The organism is Pseudomonas sp. PB120, assembly GCF_009761815.1.
Taxonomy (GTDB): domain Bacteria; phylum Pseudomonadota; class Gammaproteobacteria; order Pseudomonadales; family Pseudomonadaceae; genus Aquipseudomonas.
Map to the genome: position 1 here is coordinate 78,717 of NZ_RWIN01000045.1, position 16,022 is coordinate 94,738.

Annotated in this window: 12 protein-coding genes and 2 pseudogenes; 10 read left to right on the plus strand and 4 right to left on the minus strand. The window is 60.7% G+C overall.

The features are described from left to right. Positions 1-17: 17 nt before the first annotated feature. Positions 18-866, minus strand: a complete 849-nt coding sequence (gene nadC, locus EJA72_RS09230) for a carboxylating nicotinate-nucleotide diphosphorylase (RefSeq protein ID WP_157711167.1) — start codon at positions 864-866, stop codon at positions 18-20. A 278-nt stretch (positions 867-1,144) separates the two neighbouring features. Here nadC and EJA72_RS09235 point away from each other — a divergent pair, with 278 nt between their 5' ends. From EJA72_RS09235 to EJA72_RS09255, 6 genes and pseudogenes are all read left to right on the plus strand, one after another. Further along, positions 1,145-3,340, plus strand: coding sequence for a DUF1631 domain-containing protein (locus EJA72_RS09235; protein ID WP_157711168.1), 2,196 nt, complete (start codon positions 1,145-1,147; stop codon positions 3,338-3,340). Positions 3,341-3,404: 64 nt separating this feature from the next. After that, positions 3,405-3,965, plus strand: coding sequence for a 1,6-anhydro-N-acetylmuramyl-L-alanine amidase AmpD (gene ampD / locus EJA72_RS09240; protein WP_157711169.1), 561 nt, complete (start codon positions 3,405-3,407; stop codon positions 3,963-3,965). Further along, complete coding sequence (gene ampE / locus EJA72_RS09245; RefSeq protein WP_157711170.1) at positions 3,962-4,798, plus strand: regulatory signaling modulator protein AmpE; 837 nt, start codon at positions 3,962-3,964, stop codon at positions 4,796-4,798. The genes ampD and ampE overlap by 4 nt, the downstream gene beginning before the upstream one ends. A gap of 1,263 nt (positions 4,799-6,061) precedes the next feature. Further along, positions 6,062-6,265 (plus strand): annotated as a pseudogene (locus EJA72_RS29635) (HAMP domain-containing protein); the annotation flags it as partial. A gap of 153 nt (positions 6,266-6,418) precedes the next feature. Then, positions 6,419-7,123, plus strand: coding sequence for a methyl-accepting chemotaxis protein (locus EJA72_RS29640; RefSeq protein ID WP_372240693.1), 705 nt, complete (start codon positions 6,419-6,421; stop codon positions 7,121-7,123). 164 nt (positions 7,124-7,287) lie between these two features. Beyond that, positions 7,288-7,677, plus strand: coding sequence for a hypothetical protein (locus EJA72_RS09255; protein ID WP_157711171.1), 390 nt, complete (start codon positions 7,288-7,290; stop codon positions 7,675-7,677). On the opposite strand, the gene EJA72_RS09260 is transcribed toward EJA72_RS09255, so the two are convergent. Both EJA72_RS09260 and cra read right to left on the minus strand, forming a co-directional pair. Then, on the minus strand, positions 7,678-8,454 hold the full coding sequence (locus EJA72_RS09260) for a TatD family hydrolase (protein WP_178129210.1): 777 nt from the start codon (positions 8,452-8,454) through the stop codon (positions 7,678-7,680). 3 nt (positions 8,455-8,457) lie between these two features. After that, a complete protein-coding gene (gene cra, locus EJA72_RS09265) occupies positions 8,458-9,453 on the minus strand; it encodes a catabolite repressor/activator (RefSeq protein WP_157711201.1) in 996 nt (331 codons plus the stop codon). Between the two features lie 283 nt (positions 9,454-9,736). Between cra and ptsP the strand changes: the two genes are divergently transcribed. From ptsP to EJA72_RS09280, 3 genes are read left to right on the plus strand one after another with little or no spacing between them, the layout of a single operon-like run. Further along, positions 9,737-12,598 carry a phosphoenolpyruvate--protein phosphotransferase gene (gene ptsP / locus EJA72_RS09270; protein WP_157711172.1) on the plus strand — a complete coding sequence of 954 codons (2,862 nt, stop codon included), beginning with the start codon at positions 9,737-9,739 and terminating at the stop codon, positions 12,596-12,598. Then, positions 12,598-13,539: a 1-phosphofructokinase gene (pfkB, locus tag EJA72_RS09275; RefSeq protein WP_157711173.1), complete on the plus strand. Its 942-nt coding sequence runs from the start codon at positions 12,598-12,600 to the stop codon at positions 13,537-13,539. Before ptsP ends, pfkB begins: the two co-directional genes overlap by 1 nt. A gap of 11 nt (positions 13,540-13,550) precedes the next feature. Further along, the gene (locus EJA72_RS09280) at positions 13,551-15,278 is read left to right on the plus strand and encodes a PTS fructose-like transporter subunit IIB (protein WP_157711174.1); all 1,728 of its coding nucleotides are present in this window, start codon (positions 13,551-13,553) and stop codon (positions 15,276-15,278) included. A gap of 206 nt (positions 15,279-15,484) precedes the next feature. On the opposite strand, the gene EJA72_RS09285 is transcribed toward EJA72_RS09280, so the two are convergent. Beyond that, entirely contained in the window at positions 15,485-15,727 is a 243-nt protein-coding gene (locus EJA72_RS09285; protein WP_157711175.1) for a hypothetical protein, read from the minus strand. Between the two features lie 141 nt (positions 15,728-15,868). Between EJA72_RS09285 and EJA72_RS29645 the strand changes: the two are divergent. After that, positions 15,869-16,009 (plus strand): annotated as a pseudogene (locus EJA72_RS29645) (hypothetical protein); the annotation flags it as partial. Positions 16,010-16,022 lie beyond the last annotated feature (13 nt).

The following is a 16,022-nucleotide window of genomic DNA, read 5'->3' on the forward strand; positions in this document are numbered from 1 at the left end:
ATTGCGCGTTCGTGTGATCAGAGGCTCAACCGCATCGACAGGTCCACTGCCTTCACGTCCTTGGTCATTGCACCGATCGAAATGTAATCCACCCCGGTTTCCGCAATCGGCAGCAGCGTACTTTCGTTGATACCGCCGCTGGCCTCCAGTTTCGCTTTGCCTGCGTTCAGGCGAACGGCTTCGCGCATGTCATCCAGGCTCAGTTCGTCGAGCATGATGATGTCGGCACCGGCTGCCAGCGCCTCTTTCAGCTCCGCCAGGCTTTCCACTTCAATCTCGACCGGTTTGCCCGGAGCAATCTTGTGCGCGGCCGCGATCGCCTCAGGGATGCCGCCACAGGCCGCGATATGGTTTTCCTTGATCAGGAAGGCGTCATACAGGCCGATGCGGTGATTGTGGCAACCGCCGCAGGTCACGGCGTATTTCTGGGCCAGGCGCAAGCCCGGAAGGGTTTTGCGAGTGTCGAGCAACTTGACCTGCGTCTGGGCAACAAAATCCGCCAGGTATTGCGCGCGCGTGGCCACGCCGGAAAGCAATTGCAGGAAATTCAGTGCCGAGCGCTCACCGGTCAGGAGCGAGCGTGCCGGGCCTTCGAGATGAAACAGCGCCTGATTGGGTTTCACCCGTTCGCCGTCCCGCACCTGCCAGTGCACGGCGACGCGTGGGTCCAGTTGCCGAAACACGGTATCGACCCAGGCGGTGCCGGAGATGACAGCGGCGTCGCGGGTGATGATGGTGGCTTTGGCCAGACGTTCGGCCGGGATCAGCTGCGCGGTGATGTCGCCGCTGCCGACGTCTTCGAGTAACGCACGGCGCACGTTGGCTTCGATTTCGGCGGTCAGATCGGCGAGACGTAGATTCGGCATAACGGACTCCACAAACAAAGTGGTCCGATTATAGGGCCATGGCGCGGACCAACCCAAGGCATCAGAGCGGTCCGGATCGTTCCGATGCCTGCATTTGGTCGATTCCCCGGGGCAAAGTCCCGCTGGACTCAGCCATTCGCAAGCGCCTATTTCAAGGGGAGAGCAGAGTCTGCTGGTACAAGAGGCACTTTTTACAAGATAATTCGCCTTATGTTTGACGTCATGACTTTGACGTTCTTTGCTTTACGAACTGAAGACGGACCGTTTCAGGAGGCTGGATGCACAATGACGGGAATGTAGTGCCTTTGCACAAGGCGGCTACCGACAGAGCGATTCACTCGCCGCTCGCCCGCCTGCCTGTGATTCTGCTTCAGGTTCGCGACAAGGCTGCCCAACAGCTCCGGCGGGGTTTGCAGGAGCTGTTCGATAATGCCGACGATACTCTGTTCGAAATGGCTGACCGGGCACGCAATGGTGAAGAGCAACATCTCTTTTTCGAAGCCATGCGCGACTTGCGCCTCAAGCGCAAAAGCATCGAGCGGGTTTTTCTCGAGCACTTTTTCGAGGCGTTTGTCAGCCTCACTCCCAATGACATCACACCCGCAGACTTACATCAGGCGTTGGTCGTCCACGCCCAAGCGCCATCCTCCGATGATGATCTGGAGCGCAGTGTGGCGGTGGAAGCCATGGTCGGCAAAGTGCTGAACCGCGACGGTTTTGCCCTTGATCAGCTGAAGGCGCGATTCAGCGCACTGCTGGGCAAGCCGCTGGCCGATCAACGCAATCCCTTGGGGCCGGCAATGCTTTGCGAGTACTTCTTGCGGGCCGGCAGGAACCTGGGGATGGAGATCAAGGTCAAGCTGATCATTCTCAAGTTGTTCGAACGTTATGTGCTCAGCAATGCCGATCAGCTTTACGGCGAAGCCAATCAGCTGCTGATCGCCACCGGTGTGCTGCCCGACCTCAAGCCTGTGCCGGCACGCAGGACCAACGGCCGTGTTGCCTCCAGCGTCCCGGCCGATACGGCGCGAACCGGCGCAACCGCAACCCGGGCCGACGACGGCGTGCATGAGGTTTTCGCTGCATTACAGGAATTGCTTGTGCGCGTGCGCGGCAGCGTTGCACCGACGCCCGAAGCCAGTACCCTGGCCCAGCCGATATCCACCCGCGACCTGTTGCGCCTGCTCTCGCACTTGCAGCAATACGTGCCCGCCCCGGCGGCTCAGGACGATTTAGATCTGCGAAATCAGCTGGAACAGTTGCTGGCACGGGGCAGTGTCAAAAGCGGCAAGTCGCGGGTTGTCGGCGTGGCTGACGAAGACGTGATCAACCTGATCGCCATGCTTTTCGAATGCATCCTTGATGATCGCAACCTGCCGGACTCGCTCAAGGCGTTGATCGGTCGATTGCAGATTCCGATGCTGAAAGTCGCGGTGCTGGACAAGAGCTTCTTTAGCCGCAGCAATCACCCCGCCCGGCGTCTGCTCAATGAGATAGCCGCTGCCGCCGTGGGTTGGGGCGAGTGCGATGACCATGAGCGCGACAGCCTGTACCTGCGCATCGAGCAGGTGGTGCAGCGCCTGTTGAACGACTTTGTCGACGACCCGGCGATTTTTTCCGAATTGCTCGCAGATTTTCTCGCCTTCACCAGCGACGAGCGACGTCGTAGCGAGTTGCTGGAGCAACGAACCCGTGACGCCGAAGAAGGTCGCGCCAGGACTGAGCTGGCCCGGAAACGGGTCGAACAGGCGTTGAATCAGGCATTGCTGGGCAAAGTCCTGCCGCAAGGTGTCGCGGTGTTTGTTCAGGAGGCCTGGAGCAAAGTGTTGCTGTTGACCTGCCTTAAACACGGCGACCATTCGGCCGAGTGGCGCGCAGATGTGCACACCATGGAGCAATTGATCTGGAGCGTGCAGCGCCATGATGAACCCGACGCGAGTTTGCGCCTGTTGGCACTGGTGCCGGGGTTGCTCAAGTCATTGCGTGATGGGTTGATCAGCTCAGCGTTCGATCCGTTCGCCACGGGTGAATTTTTCAGTGAGCTGGAAAGTTTGCACGTTCAGTTGTTCGAACGCCCGGGGCCGATGGCTGAGCCATCTGGCAACGAACCGGTGATGATCGAAGTGCAGAAAGAAGTCGTCTTGCGAACCGCCGACGAAGGTCCGGTCGAGGCGCGTTTGCCGGAAGATGACCAGTGTTTGCTGCAGGTCGATCAGTTGCGCGTGGGCCGCTGGGTGGAATTTCAGGAAGACGAGGAAAATACCCTGCGTTGCAAGCTGGCGGCGATTATCGACGCCACGGGCAAATATATTTTCGTCGACCGCACCGGGATGAAAGTGCTGGAACGCAGCCGCACGGGGCTGGCCCTGGAGTTTCGCCGGGGTGCGGTGCGCGCCCTCGACGATACACTGCTGTTCGATCGGGCACTGGAGTCGGTGATCGACAACTTGCGGCGCCTCAATCACGGCAAGTGATCGCGCCCCGAGGGTCTATCACGGCATACTGAGCACCTACACAGTGGTCGTTGAAGGAATCTGTATGCAGTTGGACCCCGCGAGCGGATGGTGTCAGGGCGTGAGCATATGCCCGTCACCCAACTTCAATGCGCGCCCCGGCGGCGAAATTTCCCTGCTGGTGATCCACAACATCAGCCTGCCGCCGGCGCAGTTTGCCACTGGAAAAGTGCAGGAGTTTTTCCAGAATCGTCTGGATGTCACGGAGCATCCCTACTTTGAAGGGATTGCGGACCTGCGGGTTTCTGCACATTTTCTGATCGAGCGTGACGGTGCCGTCACTCAGTTTGTCTCCTGTCTTGAGCGTGCCTGGCATGCCGGCGTCTCGAATTTCGAGGGGCGGGAAACCTGTAACGATTTTTCCGTGGGCATCGAGCTTGAGGGCACCGATGATCTGCCGTTCACCGACGCGCAGTATCAAGCGTTGACGGCTTTGACCCGGCAGTTGCAAGGCACCTTCACGGCCATCACCGCTCAGCGCATCTGCGGGCATAGCGACATCGCTCCGGGGCGCAAAACCGACCCGGGACCGGCGTTCGACTGGGCACGTTATCGCGCCGCCCTGGCAAAAGAGGAACAACAATGAGTTTTCTGGTGTTGCTGTTGGCGGTCTGGATCGAGAAGTTCTCGGGCCTGCGCCATCGGGTTCAACGTGACGGCGGTTGGGTGCGCGAGCTGCACAAACTTGAGTCCAGCCCGCGCCTGGCGCAGCGTCCATGGCTGGTCCTGGTAGTTCTGGTGCTGTTGCCGGTGGCGTTGCTGGGATTGCTGCTGGTGGTGCTCGACCCGGTTGCCTACGGACTGCTGGCGTTGCCGGTGCATTTGCTGGTGGTGATTTACAGTCTGGGTCGCGGTGATCTGTTGGCCGGCCTCGGTCCTTTTCGCGATGCCTGGCGCCGGGAAGACCTGCAAGCCGCCGCCCATGTGGCAAACCGTGATTTGGGTATCTGCGCCGAAAGCGGTGAACAACTGCTGGAACGCGTCGAAGGGCACTTACTCTGGGAGGCCTACCAAAGCTTTTTCGCCGTGATTTTCTGGTACTTCCTGCTGGGGCCGGTGGCGGCGTTGAGCTATCGCCTGTTGGCCCTGGCCGAAGAGCACGGACAGAATCGCGCCGTGGTCGAGCGCGCCGCACAACTGCGTCATGCGTTCGATTGGGTGCCGGTGCGACTGCTGGCGGCGAGTTTTGCGTTGGTGGGCAACTTTGTTGCAGTTGGCCGGGTGATGTTGCACGAACTGCTCAACTGGAACATCAGCGCCGCTCAATTGATCGAAAAGGTCGGGCTGGTGGCCGGTGAAATCCCGGCGCCGGTGGTCGGGCCTGATGGCATCAACAACCTGGACCGGATCTGGGAACTGCTGCTGCGAGCGGCCGTGCTCTGGTACGCCGGGTTTGCGTTGTGGACCGTGCTTCCCTAGCTCGCCCGCCATCTGATTTGCACTAACTTTGTGGCGAGGGAGCTTGCTCCCGCTGGGGTGCGAAGCGCCCCCAAATGGCGTCACGGACATACCGTTCGATTGATTTGCGCCTGCTCCGCAGTCGAGCGGGAGCAAGCTCCCTCGCCACAAGATGAGTCAACAACCTCGCGTCGTTAACCTTAAGTTACAAAACCTCCCGCCGATTTAAGTTATACAGAGTTAGCGCCGAATAGTGGCTATCTGCTCTCGACCCGCGCCTGCCAATAAAAATAAGAAATCCAAGGGAGACTTCCAGTGAAGAGCTTGCTCTATCCCGCCGTTGCGCTAATGAATCGCCTGAGCTTTGGTATGAAGTTCAGCCTGATCAGCGTTCTGTTCCTGGTGCCGATGCTGGTTACCAACTTCTATCTGGTGCGCGATTCCTATCGTGAATTTCAGGGCACTCAGGTCGAATTGCAGAGCCTTGACCTCCTGGGCAGCAGCCTGTCGTTGCGGCGCGACCTGGAAACCCTGAACAACCTGGTGCAGATCAACGTCACCCTGGGGCAGTCCGGCAAGGCGGGTAATGTCGAGACGCAGATCAGTAGTGTGGGGCAAAGTGTGCTGGCCAGGCTTCAAGGGCTGACGGCCATGACCACGGATCCGGAGCAAATCGCTGTTTTCAATACCAAACGCGATGAAATGATCGCCGCTTTCAAGGCCCAGCAAGCGGAAAACTCCCTGCAAAGCAAAAGCGGGATGATCGTCAAATTGCTCGGCAATGCGCAGATTTTCAGCCAGATCGTCGCCAGCCAGGCAGGGCTCAGTCGCGACACTCAGAGCGACATGCGTCAGCTGAGCGAACTCATCACCAACGTCACCCCGCCGGTCACCCAGCTGCTGGGCGAAGGTCGGGCGATGGGCTCCTTTTCCCTGGGACAGGGCTTTCTCAACTCGGCATCCAGTACCCGTTTCGATGAACTGTTGGCACAAATCGAAAAGCTGCAGGGCGAATACGGGCTGAAATTGCAGGACGCATTGGGCTCGAGCAAAGCGGCGCGGGAAGCCCTGTCGGCGCTGGCCGACAACAGCAAGGTGTCGTTGAAGAAGGCCAGTGAACTGTTCGAAGAACAGGTGGTGATGGCGGACACGCTCGATGCGCCGTGGCAGGGTTTTTACGATCAGGTCACGGGCCTGATGGACCGGACTTACCAGCTCAATGACGCCGCCTTGAAGTTTCTCGGCACGCAGTTGCAGCAGCGGCTGGACCAGAACCGCACCCACATGATTTTGCAGGCCGTGGCGCTGTCGGTGGTGTTTGTGTTGATCTTCTACCTCTACGGCGCCTTCTACGCCTCGACCCGCACAACCCTCAAACGCCTTGGCGCGATGATGGACAAGGTGGCGGCTGGCGACATGACCGTGACTTTCAACGCAAACAGTCGCGATGAACTGGGTGAACTGGGCGAAGTGTTCAACGGCACCGTGAAGAAAATCCATGACCTGATCGAGCGGGTGGGGCAGACCGTCGGCGAAGTGGAGCGCCAGGCCGGGCAGGTGGAGAACGTTTCCGCGCAGAGCAACCAGGCCGTGGCGGGGCAGCGTTCCCAGATCGAGCAGGTGGCGACGGCCATGAACCAGATGTCGGCCACTTCCCTTGAGGTGGCGCGCAGTGCCGCGGCAGCGGTCAGCAGCGCCCATAGCGTCAACGACGAGACCATCAGCGGCCGTGGGCTGGTGGAATCGCAACAGGGCAGCATCGCGCAATTGGCCAGTGAAATCGATCAGTCGGTGCTGGTGATCAACCAATTGGCAACTGACAGCCAGTCCATCAGCCGGGTGCTGGAGGTGATCAAGAGCATCGCCGAACAGACCAACCTGTTGGCCCTCAACGCGGCGATCGAAGCGGCGCGAGCGGGCGAGCAAGGGCGTGGTTTTGCGGTGGTGGCGGACGAGGTCCGGACCCTGGCCAAGCGCACCCAGCAGTCCACCGAAGAAATCGAGCAAATGATCGCCAAGCTCCATGGCGGTGTCGGCGCGGCGGTCAAGGCGATGGGCATCAGCCATCAGGTGGCCAACGGCACCGTCGGGCAGTCGGAAAAGGTCCAGCAAGCGCTGGAAAATATTCTGGGTGCCGTCGGCATGATCGTCGACCAGAACCAGCAGATCGCCGCTGCGGTGGAGCAGCAGACCGCCGTGGCTCACGACATTGACCAGAACATTGTCGAGATCAACCGCGCGGGCGAGCGCACTGCCGAAGGTGCACACCAGACCGAGGATGCCAGCCGTGCGTTGTCGGCTCAGGTGGTGGAGCTCAAGCAGCTGATCAGCGCGTTCCGGGTCTGAGTCACTGTAGGAGCGAGCCTACTCGATCCTACAGGTTCGTAATGCAATCTGTAGTACAAATCCCCTTTTCACGTAGGCGATTTCCTGTTTTCCTCAGTCCTTTGGCAATTGGACTTCAATGAAGGAAGATCCATATCCCTGACCTGCCCTGAGGAGGCTCGGTAATGTCTGCTGCAACGAATGGAATCCTGGGGCATTGTGCACATTGCGGAAATACGCTTGCACTCGAATCGTGGCAACTCAATGCCATTTCGATCAATGAAGCGTTTGCCTGTTCCCACTGCCACAAAGCCTTGCAACTGAACGATCCGAAACAGATCAAGCGCTTCAAGTCGATTGATTCGCTGGCCATGCTGCGGGCGAGCACGTTGGTGATGGTGTGCACCACGCTGCTGGTGGCGTTAGTGATGGAGTGGTTGGGCATGCTCAGCGTGATCGAGCAGCTGAATTTCTCACTGGTGGCGATTCTGATTTATTTTCTGGTCGTTCGATTTGCCCGGCATCGGCAACACATGACGTTGATTCTTGAAGCCGCCAAGGCTCACACCGACTGATTACCAGTCAAACAGCTCACAGGCATTGGCGGTACTGGCAGCCGCCAATTGCTCGGGGTTGATGGCCATGATGCCGGCCAGCGCCGAGCAGATTGCCGGCAAGTGGGCCGGGCTGTTGCGTTGCCCGGGGAACATGGCGGGCGCCATGTCCGGTGAGTCGGTTTCCAAGACCACCGAATCCAGTGGCAACTCGGCGAGTACGCGGTGCATGCGCAGGGCCTGGGGCCAGGTCGCGGCGCCGCCGAGGCCGAGTTTGAAACCGAGTTTGATGTACTCGCGGGCCTCTTCCTTGCTGCCGGCGAAAGCATGGATGATCCCCGCACGTTTCAACCGAAAGCGCTTGAGCGTGGCGATCACCGCCGCATGGCTGCGCCGCACATGAATCAGCGCCGGCAGATTGAAGTCCACCGCCAATTGCAACTGGGCGTCGAACAGCATCTGCTGGCGCTCGCGGTCCAGGGTTTCGATGAAGTAATCCAGACCGATCTCACCCACCGCACACAACTGTCGATGGCCGGCCAGCCGGGTCAGCCATTCGCCGAGTTCGCGTAAGTCTTCGGGCCGATGGTCATCCAGATACACCGGGTGCAAACCGAACGCAGCATGCAGGTCGGGATCGCTTGTCACCAGATCCCAGACCCGCTGCCAATTGCCCTGATAAACCCCCAACACCACCATCCGCTTTACGCCAAGGGCGCGGCTTTCGGCCAGCAGCGCCGCGCGATCCTCGTCGAAATCCGGAAAATCCAGATGAGTGTGGGTGTCAATCAGCTTCACGGTTCAGTCCTGGCGGATGCGCTGCTTGAAGGTGCGCGGGATGGCCTGTACGCCGGGCTGGTAATCGGATTGCTCGATGGCGGCCAGCGCCAGTGCCAGGGCTTTATCGGCGATCAGTTGATGCTGCTGCGCCATGGCATTGACCGGCAAGGGCAGGAAATCCAGCAGTTGCGTGTCGCCGAAGGTACCGAGGCGAATCGGGCGGTTCTTCAGCGGGTAATCGTGCAAGGCATCGAACACGCCCTGAAGCAGCACGTAGGACGTGGTCACCAGGGCTTCCGGCAAATGGCCCAGACGCTGCAGGAGTTCGTCCATCAACTGTTTGCCGCACTCTCGGCTGAACGACTCGCCGTGCTCAATCAGCACTTCGCCCTTGAACCCGGCCAGGGCTTCCTTGAATCCGGCGGCCCGTTCCTGGCTGATGCTCAATTCAGGGCGGGCACCGATCAGCACGATCTGCTTGGGCAGCGGGTCCAGTAGACTGCGGGTCAGTTGCAGGCTGGCCTCGCGGTCGTCGCTGATGACGGAGCAGAAATGCTCAGGCTCCATGACCCGGTCGATGGCGATGATCGGAATGCCCTTGGCCTGCAACTGACGATAGCTTTCATCGCCGGCGGGCAGGCAACTGGCAACGATCAGCGCATCGCAACGTCGGGCACGGAACAGCTGCAGCAATTGGCGTTCGCTGTCCGGTGCATCGTCGGAGCTGGCGATCAGCAGTTGATAACCCCGGGCCCGGGCGCCTTGTTCCAGCAATTTGGCGATCCGCGCGTAACTGGGGTTTTCCAGATCCGGCAGAATGAAACCCAGGGTGCGGGTGTGCCGACTGCGCAGGCCGGCGGCTTGCGGGTTGGGCGTGAAGCCATGTTGTTCGACCACCGCACGTACGCGCTCAACGGTGGCACTGCTGATGCGTTGCTGTTCGGCCTTGCCATTGATGACATAGCTGGCGGTGGTCACGGACACACCGGCCAATTGGGCGATATCACTGAGTTTCAACTCGGGAGTTCCTTGATTTTCAGCCGACATTTTCCTCAATCCTACCCGATTCAGGCCGGCGACCCATGCAGCAACGTATCCGACAAGTTGGGCTTCAAGGATGGGACATAATCGAGTAACGTGCCAAGCATTCTAGATTAAACGTTTCAGCAGGCGTATTTTCTACGTTATAGGCGCCTTTGGCTGGTTCTGCCGTGAAACCGCCAAATGTGATGATTAAGCGCCTAAGCTGACTCAATTCAAAACAATACCTGGCGCCAACAGACGCCAAAAAGGAGAAAGCATGCTCGAGCTCACCATAGAGCAGATATCCATGGGCCAGTCGGCTGTGGATAAGTCCGCAGCGCTGCAATTGCTGGCTCGGCATCTGGTCGCCGATGGCCTGGTGGCCGAGGGTTATCTGGCCGGCTTGCAGGCTCGCGAAGCCCAGGGCTCGACCTTTCTCGGTCAAGGTATTGCCATTCCCCACGGCACCCCGGAAACCCGCGATCAGGTGTTTTCCACCGGTGTGCGGTTAATGCAATTTCCGGAAGGCGTGGATTGGGGCAACGGCCAGATCGTCTACCTGGCGATCGGTATTGCGGCCAAATCCGATGAACACTTGCGTCTGCTGCAATTGTTGACTCGCGCCCTCGGCGAGACCGATCTTGGCCAGGCACTGCGTCGTGCCAGTTCTGCCGAAGCCTTGCTGAAATTGCTGCAAGGCGCGCCGCAAGAACTGGCGCTGGACGCGCAAATGATCGGCCTTGGCGTCTCCGCCGACGACTTTGAAGAACTTGTCTGGCGCGGTGCGCGTTTGTTGCGTCAGGCCGATTGCGTGAGCAACGGTTTCTCCGCCGTGCTGCAACAGGTCGAAGCGCTGCCCCTGGGCGATGGCTTGTGGTGGCTGCACAGTGAGCAAACGGTTAAACGTCCGGGCCTGGCGTTTGTCACCCCGGACAAACCGATGCGTTATCTCGGCCAGCCCCTCAGTGGCCTGTTTTGCCTGGCCAGTCTGGGCGAGGCGCATCAGGCCTTGCTCGAACGCCTGTGCGCGTTGCTGATCGAGGGTCGCGGCCATGAATTGGGCCGCGCCACCAGCAGCCGCAAAGTACTCGAAGTGTTGGGCGGTGAGCTGCCGGCGGACTGGCCGAGCGCTCGCATCGCCCTGGCCAACGCTCACGGTTTGCATGCCCGCCCGGCGAAAATCCTCGCGCAACTGGCGAAGAGTTTCGAGGGCGAGATTCGCGTGCGCATCGTCGATGGCCAGGACAGCGCCGTGTCGGTGAAGAGTTTGAGCAAGTTGCTCAGCCTTGGCGCCCGTCGTGGCCAGGTGCTGGAGTTCATTGCCGAGCCAGGCATCGCCGCCGATGCGTTGCCGGCCCTGTTGGCTGCCATCGAAGAAGGCCTGGGTGAGGAAGTGGAACCCTTGCCGGCCGTGAGCCAACAACGCGAAGTGATCAGCGACGTGGCCGAAGTGCTGCTTGCGCCGGCATCCGGCAGCCTGGTTCAAGCCATCGCCGCTGCCCCGGGCATCGCCATCGGCCCGGCGCACATCCAGGTGCTGCAAACCATCGAATACCCGCTGCGCGGTGAGTCCGCTGCCATTGAGCGCGAGCGTCTCAAGCAAGCCTTGGCCGACGTGCGTCGCGACATCCAGGGCCTGATCGAGCGCAGCAAATCCAAGGCGATTCGCGAGATTTTCATCACCCATCAAGAGATGCTCGACGACCCGGAATTGACCGATGAGGTCGAGACCCGACTCAAGCAAGGTGAAAGCGCCGAAGCGGCGTGGATGGCGGTGATTGAAGCGGCGGCCAAGCAACAGGAATCCTTGCAGGACGCCTTGCTCGCGGAACGTGCTGCCGACTTGCGCGACATCGGTCGTCGAGTGCTGGCGCAACTCTGCGGCGTCGTCACCCCGAGTGAACCCGATCAACCGTACATCCTGGTGATGGATGAAGTCGGTCCATCCGACGTTGCCCGTCTCGATCCGGCCCGTGTCGCCGGCATTCTCACCGCCCGGGGTGGCGCTACGGCACACAGCGCCATCGTCGCCCGCGCCCTCGGTATTCCGGCGCTGGTCGGTGCCGGCGCGGCGGTGTTGCTGCTGGCACCGGGCACGCCGTTGTTGCTCGATGGCCAGCGTGGTCGCTTGCACGTGGACGCCGACGCCGCGACGTTGCAGCGCGCCACCGCAGAACGCGACACCCGCGAGCAACGCCTCAAAGCCGCCGCCGAACAACGTCATCAACCGGCACTGACCACCGACGGTCACGCCGTGGAGGTGTTCGCCAATATCGGCGAAAGCGCGGGGGTCATCAGCGCAGTGGAGCAGGGCGCCGAAGGCATTGGGCTGCTGCGCACCGAGCTGATTTTCATGGCGCATTCGCAAGCACCGGATGAGGCCACTCAGGAAGCGGAATACCGTCGCGTGCTCGATGGTCTGGCGGGGCGGCCGCTGGTGGTGCGTACCCTTGACGTCGGCGGCGACAAACCGCTGCCGTATTGGCCCATCGCCAAAGAAGAAAACCCGTTCCTTGGCGTGCGGGGCATTCGCCTGACCCTGCAGCGCCCGGCGATCATGGAAGCGCAGTTGCGCGCCTTGCTGCGCGCTGCCGACAACCGCCCGCTGCGGATCATGTTTCCCATGGTCGGCTGCGTCGAAGAGTGGCGTCAGGCGCGGGACATGACCGAACGCCTGCGCCTGGAAATCCCGGTGGCGGACCTGCAACTGGGAATCATGATTGAAGTGCCATCGGCGGCCTTGCTCGCACCGGTGCTGGCCAAGGAGGTCGATTTCTTCAGCGTCGGCACCAACGACCTCACGCAATACACCTTGGCCATCGACCGTGGACATCCCACGTTGTCGGCGCAGGCTGACGGCTTGCACCCAGCGGTCCTGCAATTGATCGACATCACCGTGCGCGCGGCGCATGCCAACGGCAAATGGGTCGGCGTGTGCGGTGAGCTGGCGGCGGACCCGCTGGCGGTGCCAGTGCTGGTCGGTCTTGGCGTGGATGAGCTCAGCGTATCGGGGCGCAGCATTGCCGAGGTCAAGGCCCGGATCCGCGAGCTGAGCCTTGATCAGGCCCAGACCCTGGCCCAACAGGCGCTGGCCGTGGGCAGCGCGAATGAAGTGCGCGCATTAGTGGAGGCTTTGTAATGGCCAGGATTTTAACCCTGACCCTCAACCCGGCGCTGGACCTGACAGTGCAGTTGCCGCGCCTTGAGCCCGGCCAGGTCAACCGTAGCGACGCGATGCACACCCATGCCGCCGGCAAGGGCGTGAACGTCGCTCAGGTGCTTGCCGACCTGGGGCATCAACTGACCGTGAGCGGATTCCTCGGCGAAGACAATCCCCAAGCGTTCGAAACCCTGTTCGCCAAACGCGGTTTTACCGATGCGTTCATCCGCGTTCCCGGCGAGACCCGCAGCAACATCAAACTCGCGGAAAGCGATGGGCGCATCACCGACATCAACGGCCCGGGGCCGCTGGTCAACGAGGCGGCGCAACAAGCGCTGCTGGATCGGCTGGACCGGATTGCGCCGGGGCATGACGCGGTTGTCGTGGCAGGTAGCCTGCCCCAGGGTATCAGTCCCCAATGGTTGAAAGGATTGGTCCTTCGCTTGAAAAACCTCGGGTTGAACGTCGCCCTCGACACCAGCGGCGAAGCGTTGCGCGCAGCGCTCAAGGCCGGTCCCTGGCTGATCAAACCCAACACCGAAGAGCTGGCGGATGCGCTGGGCTGCGACGTGATCTCAGTGGCTGCTCAAGCCGAAGCCGCGAGCCAGTTGCACGCTCAGGGCATCGAGCACGTGGTGATTTCCCACGGAGCGGACGGCGTGAACTGGTTCAGCGTCGGCTCTGCCCTGCACGCCACGCCGCCCAAGGTCAGCGTCGCCAGCACGGTCGGTGCCGGGGATTCATTGCTGGCCGGGATGCTCCACGGTTTACTCAGCGCCGACACGCCTGAACAGACCTTGCGAACCGCCACGGCGATTGCCGCGATGGCGGTCACCCAGATTGGCTTTGGCATGGGCGACGCCACGCAGTTGGCGCGGCTCGAACAGGGTGTGCGCGTGCGCGCCCTGACAGAACAATAAGAGGGGTTGTCATGAAGTTAGCCATTGTTACGGCTTGCCCGAACGGCATGGTCACCAGTGTGCTGTGCGCACGTTTGCTCGACGCGGCAGCCCAGCGTCAGGGCTGGAGCACCAGCGTTGAAGTCACCGATGCCGCGCACCCGGAACGTCAATTGTCGGCGGCCACGATCGAGGCGGCCGAATGGGTGTTGCTGGTGACCAGCGCACCGGTGGATCTGTCGCGATTCGTCGGTAAACGGGTTTTTCGCAGCACGCCGGCGCAAGCCTTGCAGGATGTCGAGGCGGTATTGCGACGAGGCGCGCAGGAGGCCGAAGTCTACGTCGCGCCTGTAGCGGAAGCCGTCGTTCAAAACACTCCGCGCCTGGTGGCGATCACCGCGTGCCCGACCGGCGTTGCTCACACGTTCATGGCCGCTGAAGCCTTGCAGCAAGCGGCCAAGCGCCTGGGCTACGATCTGCAAATCGAAACCCAGGGCTCGGTGGGCGCGCGAAATCCGTTGAGTGCGCAGGCGATCGCCGAGGCTGACGTGGTCTTGTTGGCCTGCGATATCGAGGTCGCGACCGACCGTTTCGCGGGCAAGAAAATCTATCGTTGCGGCACCGGGATCGCCTTGAAACAAGCCGAGGCGACGCTGAACAAAGCGCTGGCCGAAGGTCAACAGGAAAGTGCCGCCACCGGCGCGAAAGGCCCGGCCAAGCAGGAGAAAACCGGCGTCTACAAACACCTGCTGACCGGCGTGTCGTTCATGTTGCCGATGGTGGTGGCGGGCGGCTTGATGATTGCGTTGTCGTTCGTGTTCGGGATTACCGCCTTCAAAGAACCGGGCACCCTGGCCGCCGCGCTGATGCAGATCGGTGGCGAGACCGCGTTCAAGCTGATGGTGCCGCTGCTGGCGGGCTACATTGCCTACTCGATCGCCGACCGCCCAGGCCTGGCGCCGGGGATGATCGGCGGCCTGCTGGCCAGCACCCTGGGCGCTGGTTTTATCGGCGGGATCATTGCCGGTTTTATCGCCGGTTACGCCGCACAGGCGATCAATCGTTATGCCCGTTTACCGCAAAGCCTTGAAGCGCTGAAGCCGATCCTGATCATCCCGTTGCTGGCGAGTCTGTTCACCGGGCTGGTGATGATTTACGTGGTCGGCAAACCAGTGGCCGGGATGCTCGCAGGGCTCACGCACTTCCTCGACAGCATGGGTACCACCAACGCGATTCTGCTGGGCGTGTTGTTGGGCGGGATGATGTGTGTCGACCTGGGCGGGCCGATCAACAAAGCGGCCTATGCGTTTTCGGTCGGGCTGCTGGCGTCCCAGAGTTATGCGCCGATGGCGGCGACCATGGCGGCCGGCATGGTGCCGCCGATTGGCTTGGGCATTGCCACGTTTATCGCGCGGCGCAAGTTCGCCCAGACCGAGCGCGAAGCCGGTAAAGCGGCGTTGGTGCTGGGGCTGTGTTTTATTTCCGAAGGCGCGATCCCGTTTGCCGCGAAGGACCCGCTGCGGGTGATTCCGGCGAGCATCGCCGGTGGTGCGCTGACCGGTGCGCTGTCGATGTATTTCGGCTGCAAGTTGATGGCGCCCCACGGCGGTTTGTTTGTGTTGGCGATCCCGAATGCGATCAACCATGCGTTGTTGTATCTGCTGGCGATTGTGGCGGGGAGTTTGCTGACGGCGGTGGCGTATGCGGTACTCAAAAGGCCTGAGGTGGTCGAGTTGGCAGTCGAGCCCGTCAACGCCTGACGCAAAAACCTGTAGGTGCCGAGCAAAAGCGGTCTCTTGGTCAGCATCGTTGTTGAATGTTAGATCGTCATCGCGGGCTTGCCCGCGAAGTCGTCAGCGGCAACACGATCAAACAGTTGTCTTGTACGCGAATCCGGCACACCCCGACCGGCCAAGGTCGTTCATCGCGGGCTCTCACAGGGTTTGTGGTGTCACAAATGTCGAGTTCACAAATAACTGCTGATATACAGCCTCAGGTTCCTGGGGAATTTGATCATTGCGAGACGTTCAATTGCCGAAATCTGCCTGGCGGTTAGAAGCTGGCTCGCCATTGCATGCTCTCCCTCATGCCAAGCCATTATCGGCATCAGGACATCCGTGGTGACGGGCGGGGGTAAATCGATTTCGAATACAGCCAGGTCGCTGTCCTCATCAATTCCGTAGATCTGAAACTTCAATTCATATTTCATGGGGCAACCTTCCTGGTTATGTTTGCCGGCGTGTTTACGCCGCGATCTTTGTAGTGAAACTACCGGGGTCGCGTAGGCACTGGCCTTAGGAAGTTTCCCAATTGCGGCGCTGAAATTTCCTATTTATTGATGGGCTGTGAACCAAACACCTCGCCGTTTGCCGGTTTTCAGTTTTTTGGCGAAGTGAACATTGACGGGCAGACGGGGGCGCTGAGCGTGGTGTTGCGGGACCTGGATGGGGTGAGTGTTTTTGAGCAGAAGCTGCAACCTGCGGACACCTAAAACCCTGTAGGAG